Here is a 6,258-nt window from a genome sequence, read left to right on the forward strand (position 1 = left end):
GCACCTTCTCGGTGAGCTGGCCGCCCTCCTCGTAGCCGACGTAGCCGGGCGGGGAGCCGAACATGCGGCTGGCCGTGTGCTTCTCGGAGTACTCGGACATGTCGAGGGTGATGAGGGCGTCCTCGTCGCCGAACAGGAACTCGGTGAGCGCCTTGGTCAGCTCGGTCTTGCCGACACCGGAGGGGCCGGCGAAGATGAACGAGCCGGACGGGCGGCTGGGGTCCTTCAGGCCGGCGCGCGTACGGCGGATCGAACGCGAGATGGCCTTGACGGCCTCGTCCTGGCCGATGTAGCGCTTGTGCAGCTCGTCCTCCATGTGGAGCAGGCGCTGCGACTCGGCCTCGGTCAGGCGCGAGACGGGCACGCCGGTGGAGCTGGAGAGGACCTCGGCGATCTGCTCCTCGCCGATGATGGCGGGCACGTCCGAGGCGCCCTCCTTCCAGGAGGCCTCCTTCTCGGCGCGGGCGGCCAGGATCTTGCGCTCGTCGTCGCGCAGCTTCGCGGCGGCCTCGAAGTCCTGGTGGTCGATGGCCGATTCCTTCTCGGCGCGCACGCCGGCCAGCCTCTCGTCGAACTCGCGCAGATCCGGCGGGGCGGTCATGCGCGCGATACGCATGCGGGCGCCGGCCTCGTCGATCAGATCGATCGCCTTGTCGGGCAGGAAGCGGTCCTGCACGTAGCGGTCGGCCAGGGTGGCCGCGGCGGTGAGCGCCTCGTCGGTGACGGTCACCTTGTGGTGCTCCTCGTAGCGGTCGCGCAGGCCCTTGAGGATCTCGATGGTCAGCTGGATCGAGGGCTCGTCCACCTGGATGGGCTGGAAACGGCGCTCGAGGGCCGCATCCTTCTCGATGTGCTTGCGGTACTCGTCGAGCGTGGTGGCGCCGATGGTCTGCAACTCGCCCCGGGCCAGCATGGGCTTGAGGATCGAGGCCGCATCGATCGCCCCCTCGGCCGCGCCAGCCCCGACGAGGGTGTGGATCTCGTCGATGAACAGGACGATGTCGCCGCGGGTCCTGATCTCCTTGAGCACCTTCTTCAGGCGCTCCTCGAAGTCGCCGCGGTAGCGCGAGCCGGCCACCAGCGCGCCGAGGTCGAGCGAGTAGATCAGGTGGTTGCGCAGGGTCTCGGGCACGTCGCCGCGGACGATCGCCTGGGCCAGGCCCTCGACGACGGCGGTCTTGCCGACACCGGGCTCGCCGATCAGCACCGGGTTGTTCTTGGTGCGCCGGCTCAGCACCGTCATCACGCGCTCGATCTCCTTCTGGCGGCCGATGACGGGGTCGAGCTTGGCCTCGCGGGCCGCCTGGGTCAGGTTGCGGCCGAACTGGTCGAGCGTGCTGCTGGACGAGTTGGAGCTCGGGGCCTCGGGGGCGCCGGCAGTGGCCGGCTGGGCGCCGCTCTCCTCCTGGTAGCCGCTCAGCAGGGCCAGCACGGTGGTGCGGACGCGGTTGAGGTCGGCGCCGAGCTTGATCAGCACCTGGGCGGCGACGCCCTCGCCCTCGCGGATCAGGCCCAGAAGGATGTGCTCAGTGCCGATGTACGAGTGGTTCATCTGCAGCGCCTCGCGCAACGAGAGCTCGAGGACCTTCTTGGCGCGCGGGGTGAACGGGATGTGGCCGGTGGGCGGGTTCTGGCCGTGACCGATGATCTCCTCGACCTGCTCCCGCACGGCCTCGAGCGAGATGCCCATCTGCTCCAGTGCCTTCGCGGCGACGCCCTCGCCCTCGTGGATCAGGCCCAGGAGGATGTGCTCGGTGCCGATGTAGTTGTGGTTCAGCATCTTCGCTTCGTCTTGGGCCAGCACGATGACGCGACGTGCCCGGTCGGTAAAGCGCTCAAACATTGGTCTCCTTCAGCAGACTCCGAACGGGGTCCTCCAAGAGCGCCGGCTCCCCCAGACCTGGGTGGCCTGAGTCCGGTGCGCTCAAGTCTCATCCTACAAACCCGGGTCCAACGCCCAATGTTCCTGCTGTTCGCCCCGGGCGCAAGGGGTCCCCGCGACGCCGGGCCCCGGCCCCGTGGGCAGTGCGGACCACCCGCCCGGCCCGGGCCGGCAGGAGGCCGCGGGGCCGGTCGCCCGGGCCCGGTGCGCACGGTGAAGGGGCGGGGAGACCGGTCTCCCCGCCCCTTCACCACGACCGTCCTCCGGCGTCACCGCCGGAATGCGCGGAGAACTCAGCGCTTCGCGGCCTCGTAGGCCTGGCGGACCTCATTGGGGATACGGCCGCGCGGAGGCACCTGATGGCCGTTGGCCTGCGCCCACTCGCGGATCTTGGCGGCATCGCTCGTGCCGCCGCTGCCGCTGTTGCGACGGCCGGTGCTGCGACGGCCGCCCACGCGGCGGGCATTGCCGACCCAGTGGGCGAGCTGATCGCGCAGCCTGCCGGCGTTCTCGTCGGACAGATCGATTTCGTAGGTGACGCCGTCAAGACCGAAATTCACGGTCTCGCTGGCCTCACTGCCATCGACGTCATCAGTAAGGATCACTTGGACCTTACGCGCCATTATTCCTCCTCTTTCGGCGGCACCGCGACGGATGCGATGCCGGCTGGCCTCATCCGGACGCAGACAATATAACCAATAGAATGCACCGGAGACAAAAGATCCGGCAAGAAAAGTGAAATCCATCGAATCTCACAGCCTCAGGTCCTTTTGCGGCATCAGGGAGCCATGGGGTGATCGCTCCCGGCCGCCCGGGGGCGCGGTCCGCTTTCGCCCCGCTTCACCTGCAGATCGGTGAGCACCACGCCGGACGCATCCAGACCGCTCAGCAGATCGACAATTCGCCCCTGGGGAAGCTCCGCATCGGGTTCCAGTTCGGCCCACGGGACGAGAACGAATGCGCGTTCATGCGCACGCGGATGCGGCAATCGCAGGCGCCGCGTGCCACTGGTGCATTCGCCGACCACGACGAGATCGATGTCGAGGGTGCGGGGGCCGTGCGGCCTGTCCGGGTCCCGCCGGCGGCCCTGGGCGTCCTCAATGGCATTGGCGCGCCCGAGCAGGGCGAGAGGATCCAGCAGGGAGTCCGCGGTGACGATGATGTTGAGGAAATCGTCCTGGTCGGCATCGCCCACCGGCCTGGTGCGGTACACGGACGAGACCCGCACGTGCCCGATCCCGGGAACACGGGCGAGCTCACGGACCCCGGCCCCCAACCGGCCGAGCCGATCCCCCATGTTGGAGCCCAGGCTGAGTACCGCACGCCGTGCGGCGCCCCCGGAGGCGCCGTTCCCGGCTCCGCTCATGCCCGCCCCCCGTCGTCCCCCGCGCGCCTGACAACGGTCGCGGAGACGTCCCGGAAAGGAAGCCCGACAGGCGCCTGGGGCTTGTGAACGCATATCTCCAGGGCCCGAATTCCAGGAAGTCCCAGGCACGCATCGGCGATGCGGGCGGCGAGGGTCTCGATGAGATCGGCGTGCTCGCCGCCGATCGTCCGAACCACGACCCGGGCGACCTCGGCATAGTCGACGGTCCGGGAGATATCGTCGGCCGCCGGTTCGTCGACGATCAGCTCCGCATCGATGACGAAGGGCTGCTCGTTGTCGTACTCGTCGGGCAGCGCGCCGTGGCGGGCCATGACGCGCAACCCGCTCAGCCTGATCCGGGCCCGGCCCGGATTCGTTTCCTCGAGCATCCGCTCCCTCCCGACGGCGGCCGGTCGGCCCCATTATCCGCGAATCATTGTTACCATCCCGGCGCATTCGTGCCGTTCCGACCGGCCGGGCGCGCCCGGGTCTCCCGCCCGAACCCGGTCAATATCAGGACCCGCACGCGAAAACCCGCCCATCGGGTCACGTCATCGAGCGAAGATGCTCGGTGACGGCGATCGCATCCACCTGCGAGCACACCTCGTGGGTGCGCACCGCCCATATCCCGTGCGCGCAGCACCAGGCCGAGACGGCCGCGGTCGCGGCGTCCCGTTCGACGACCGGGCGGCCCTTGAGCAGGCTGCCCAGGAAGCGCTTGCGGCTGGCGCCGATGAGGACCCGATGGCCCAGTCGGGTGAATGCCTCGAGGTGGGCGAGGATCTGCCAGTTGTGCTCGGCCGTCTTGGCGAAACCGAGGCCCGGGTCGGCGATGACGCGCTCGGGCGCGATGCCGGCGTCCACGGCGGCCCGGCAACGGGCCCCGAGCTCGTCGCGCACCTCGGCCACGACGTCGTCGTACTCGGCGGCCGCAGCCATCTCCCGGCCGAAGCCCCGCCAGTGCTGGCAGACGTAGTCCACGCCCAGACCGGCGACGGTCCCGAGCATCCTCTTGTCGGCCAGGCCGCCCGAGACGTCGTTGATGATCGTCGCGCCGGCGTGCGCGGCGGCCCGGGCCACCGCCGCCCGCATCGTGTCGACGCTCAGCCCGACGCCGGTCGCCGCCGCCGGGACGCGGAGCCCCTCGATCACCGGCAGGACGCGCGCCAGCTCCTCGTCCTCGCTGACCCGTTCGGCGCCCGGGCGCGTGGACTCGCCGCCGACGTCGAGGACCTCGGCGCCCTGGGTTATCAGTTCGAGTCCATGGGCGACGGCGGCGGACGTGTCCAACCACCGTCCTCCGTCGCTGAACGAATCAGGGGTGACGTTGATGACGCCCATCACCATGGTATGGCTCATGGGCGAAGTGTAGAGGCCCCGGCGAGGCGTCCCCGGGCCCGGCGCGCCGGAGCCGGATCCGGCCGCGCACGGCCGGGGACGGGACGGGGCTCCGGGTCCCCGCCGGGTGGCGCCCTGAGGCGGGCGGGGGCGGGTGGGCCTCAGGAACTGATGAGGCTCATGGCCTCGGCGCGCGTGGCCGGGTCGCGCAGCCGGCCGCGCACGGCCGAGGTGAGGGTGCGGGCGCCCGGCTTGCGCACGCCGCGCATCGTCATGCACAGGTGCTCGCAGTCGATGACGACGAGCGCACCGCGGGCGTGCAGGCAGTTCATGAGGGCGTCGGCGACCTGGCCGGTCAGACGCTCCTGCACCTGGGGGCGGTGGGCGTAGAGCTCGACCAGCCGGGCGATCTTCGACAGGCCGGTGACGCGGCCGTCCCTCGGCGGGATGTAGCAGACGTGGGCGACGCCGTGGAAGGGCATCAGATGGTGCTCGCAGGTGCTGTAGACCTCGATGTCGCGTACGAGGATCATCTCCTCGTGACTGAGGTCGAAGGTGCGGGCCAGCACGTCCTCGGGGTTCCGCCCGAGGCCGTTGAAGATCTCCGCGCAGGCGCGGGCGACGCGCGCCGGGGTCTCGCGCAGGCCGTCGCGGTCGGGATCCTCGCCCATGCCGATGAGCAGTTCGCGGACGGCGGCCTCGATGCGGGCCCCGTCGAATCCGGGGGCGGGCCGGACGCCCGGTCCGAGGTATGGCGTGTTGTCGATCCCGCCGGGCGGGTTCTCGCCCACCGGATCGCCCGGCTGCGGGGGGACGGCGGCATGGCCCTGGAGCCCGGACATCATCGGTAGACGTGGGGCGCGAGCGTGGCGACGTCGCGCAGGTTGCGGTAGCGGCCGTCGTAGTCGAGGCCGTAACCCACGACGAACTCGTCGGGCAGGTCGAAGCCGACGTAGCCGACCCGGACCGGCGCGCCGATGGCCTCGGGCTTGCGGAACATGGTGGCCACCTCGATACTGGCCGCTCCGCGGGTGGCGAGATTGTGCACGAGGTAGCTGAGCGTCAGGCCGGTGTCGATGATGTCCTCGACGACCAGCACGTCGCGCCCGGCTATGTCGGTGGTGAGGTCCTTGAGGATACGCACCACGCCGGAGCTGCGGGTGCCCGAGCCGTAGGAGCTGACGGCCATCCAGTCGACCTCGACATGGCCGTGCATGGCGCGGCACAGATCGGACATGATGATCATCGCTCCGTTGAGGACGCCCACCAGCAGGGGCCGTCTGCCCCTGTAGTCCGCGTCGATCTGGGCTGCCAGCTCCCCGACCCGGGCACCGATCTGATCGGCGGTGTAGAGCACGTGCTCCAGGTCTGCGCTGATGTCGGCTGCGTCCACGTCGCCAAGGTTAGTGCACGGCGCATCCGGCGCGGGCCGGACGAGCCGGCGATCGCCCCCGTTCCGGCCCGGGCGCTCAACGGAGGCCCAGCACCCCGCCGGCGCGGACGACCCGCACGCCACCGGGCAGGTCGACGCCCTTCTGACCGTGCCAGTCCTCGACGAGGGCGAGTACCGCCCCCGTGTGGGCGGCGCTCGGCTCGGCGACGCCGGCCCCTCCCAGCCACGCCCGGACGATGCGCCCGCGCAGGGCGGGCGGCTGGGCCGCCAGGGACCGGA

8 protein-coding genes are annotated in these 6,258 nt (G+C 70.5%); all 8 read right to left on the bottom strand.

Annotated elements, in window-relative coordinates:
- Positions 1-1,843, bottom strand: a 1,843-nt coding sequence (locus tag R2N01_RS10720) for an ATP-dependent Clp protease ATP-binding subunit (RefSeq protein ID WP_316671031.1), incomplete at its 3' end; no start/stop codon positions are given.
- A 332-nt stretch (positions 1,844-2,175) separates the two neighbouring features.
- Positions 2,176-2,505, bottom strand: coding sequence for an Lsr2 family protein (locus tag R2N01_RS10725; protein WP_316671033.1), 330 nt, complete (start codon positions 2,503-2,505; stop codon positions 2,176-2,178).
- Positions 2,506-2,660: 155 nt separating this feature from the next.
- On the bottom strand, positions 2,661-3,341 hold the full coding sequence (gene folK, locus R2N01_RS10730; RefSeq protein WP_316671035.1) for a 2-amino-4-hydroxy-6-hydroxymethyldihydropteridine diphosphokinase: 681 nt from the start codon (positions 3,339-3,341) through the stop codon (positions 2,661-2,663).
- The gene (gene folB / locus R2N01_RS10735) at positions 3,245-3,637 is read right to left on the bottom strand and encodes a dihydroneopterin aldolase (protein WP_316671036.1); all 393 of its coding nucleotides are present in this window, start codon (positions 3,635-3,637) and stop codon (positions 3,245-3,247) included. The genes folK and folB overlap by 97 nt, the downstream gene beginning before the upstream one ends.
- Before the next feature lie 157 nt (positions 3,638-3,794).
- Entirely contained in the window at positions 3,795-4,607 is an 813-nt protein-coding gene (gene folP / locus R2N01_RS10740) for a dihydropteroate synthase (protein WP_316671039.1), read from the bottom strand.
- Between the two features lie 140 nt (positions 4,608-4,747).
- Positions 4,748-5,428, bottom strand: a complete 681-nt coding sequence (gene folE / locus R2N01_RS10745; RefSeq protein WP_316671041.1) for a GTP cyclohydrolase I FolE — start codon at positions 5,426-5,428, stop codon at positions 4,748-4,750.
- Positions 5,428-5,979, bottom strand: a complete 552-nt coding sequence (hpt, locus tag R2N01_RS10750; RefSeq protein ID WP_316671043.1) for a hypoxanthine phosphoribosyltransferase — start codon at positions 5,977-5,979, stop codon at positions 5,428-5,430. The genes folE and hpt overlap by 1 nt, the downstream gene beginning before the upstream one ends.
- Positions 5,980-6,055: 76 nt before the next feature.
- On the bottom strand, positions 6,056-6,258 hold a 203-nt coding region (locus R2N01_RS10755), incomplete at its 5' end, for a TilS substrate-binding domain-containing protein (protein WP_316671044.1).

Origin of the sequence: uncultured Propionibacterium sp. (genome assembly GCF_963539965.1) — a bacterium.
GTDB lineage: Bacteria > Actinomycetota > Actinomycetes > Propionibacteriales > Propionibacteriaceae > Propionibacterium.

Coding starts and splice junctions, on each gene's coding strand:
- R2N01_RS10725 (WP_316671033.1), bottom strand. CDS start 2,505: ATGGCGCGTAAGGTCCAAGTGATCCTTACTGATGACGTCGATGGCAGT.
- folK (WP_316671035.1), bottom strand. CDS start 3,341: ATGCGTTCACAAGCCCCAGGCGCCTGTCGGGCTTCCTTTCCGGGACGT.
- folB (WP_316671036.1), bottom strand. CDS start 3,637: ATGCTCGAGGAAACGAATCCGGGCCGGGCCCGGATCAGGCTGAGCGGG.
- folP (WP_316671039.1), bottom strand. CDS start 4,607: ATGAGCCATACCATGGTGATGGGCGTCATCAACGTCACCCCTGATTCG.
- folE (WP_316671041.1), bottom strand. CDS start 5,428: ATGTCCGGGCTCCAGGGCCATGCCGCCGTCCCCCCGCAGCCGGGCGAT.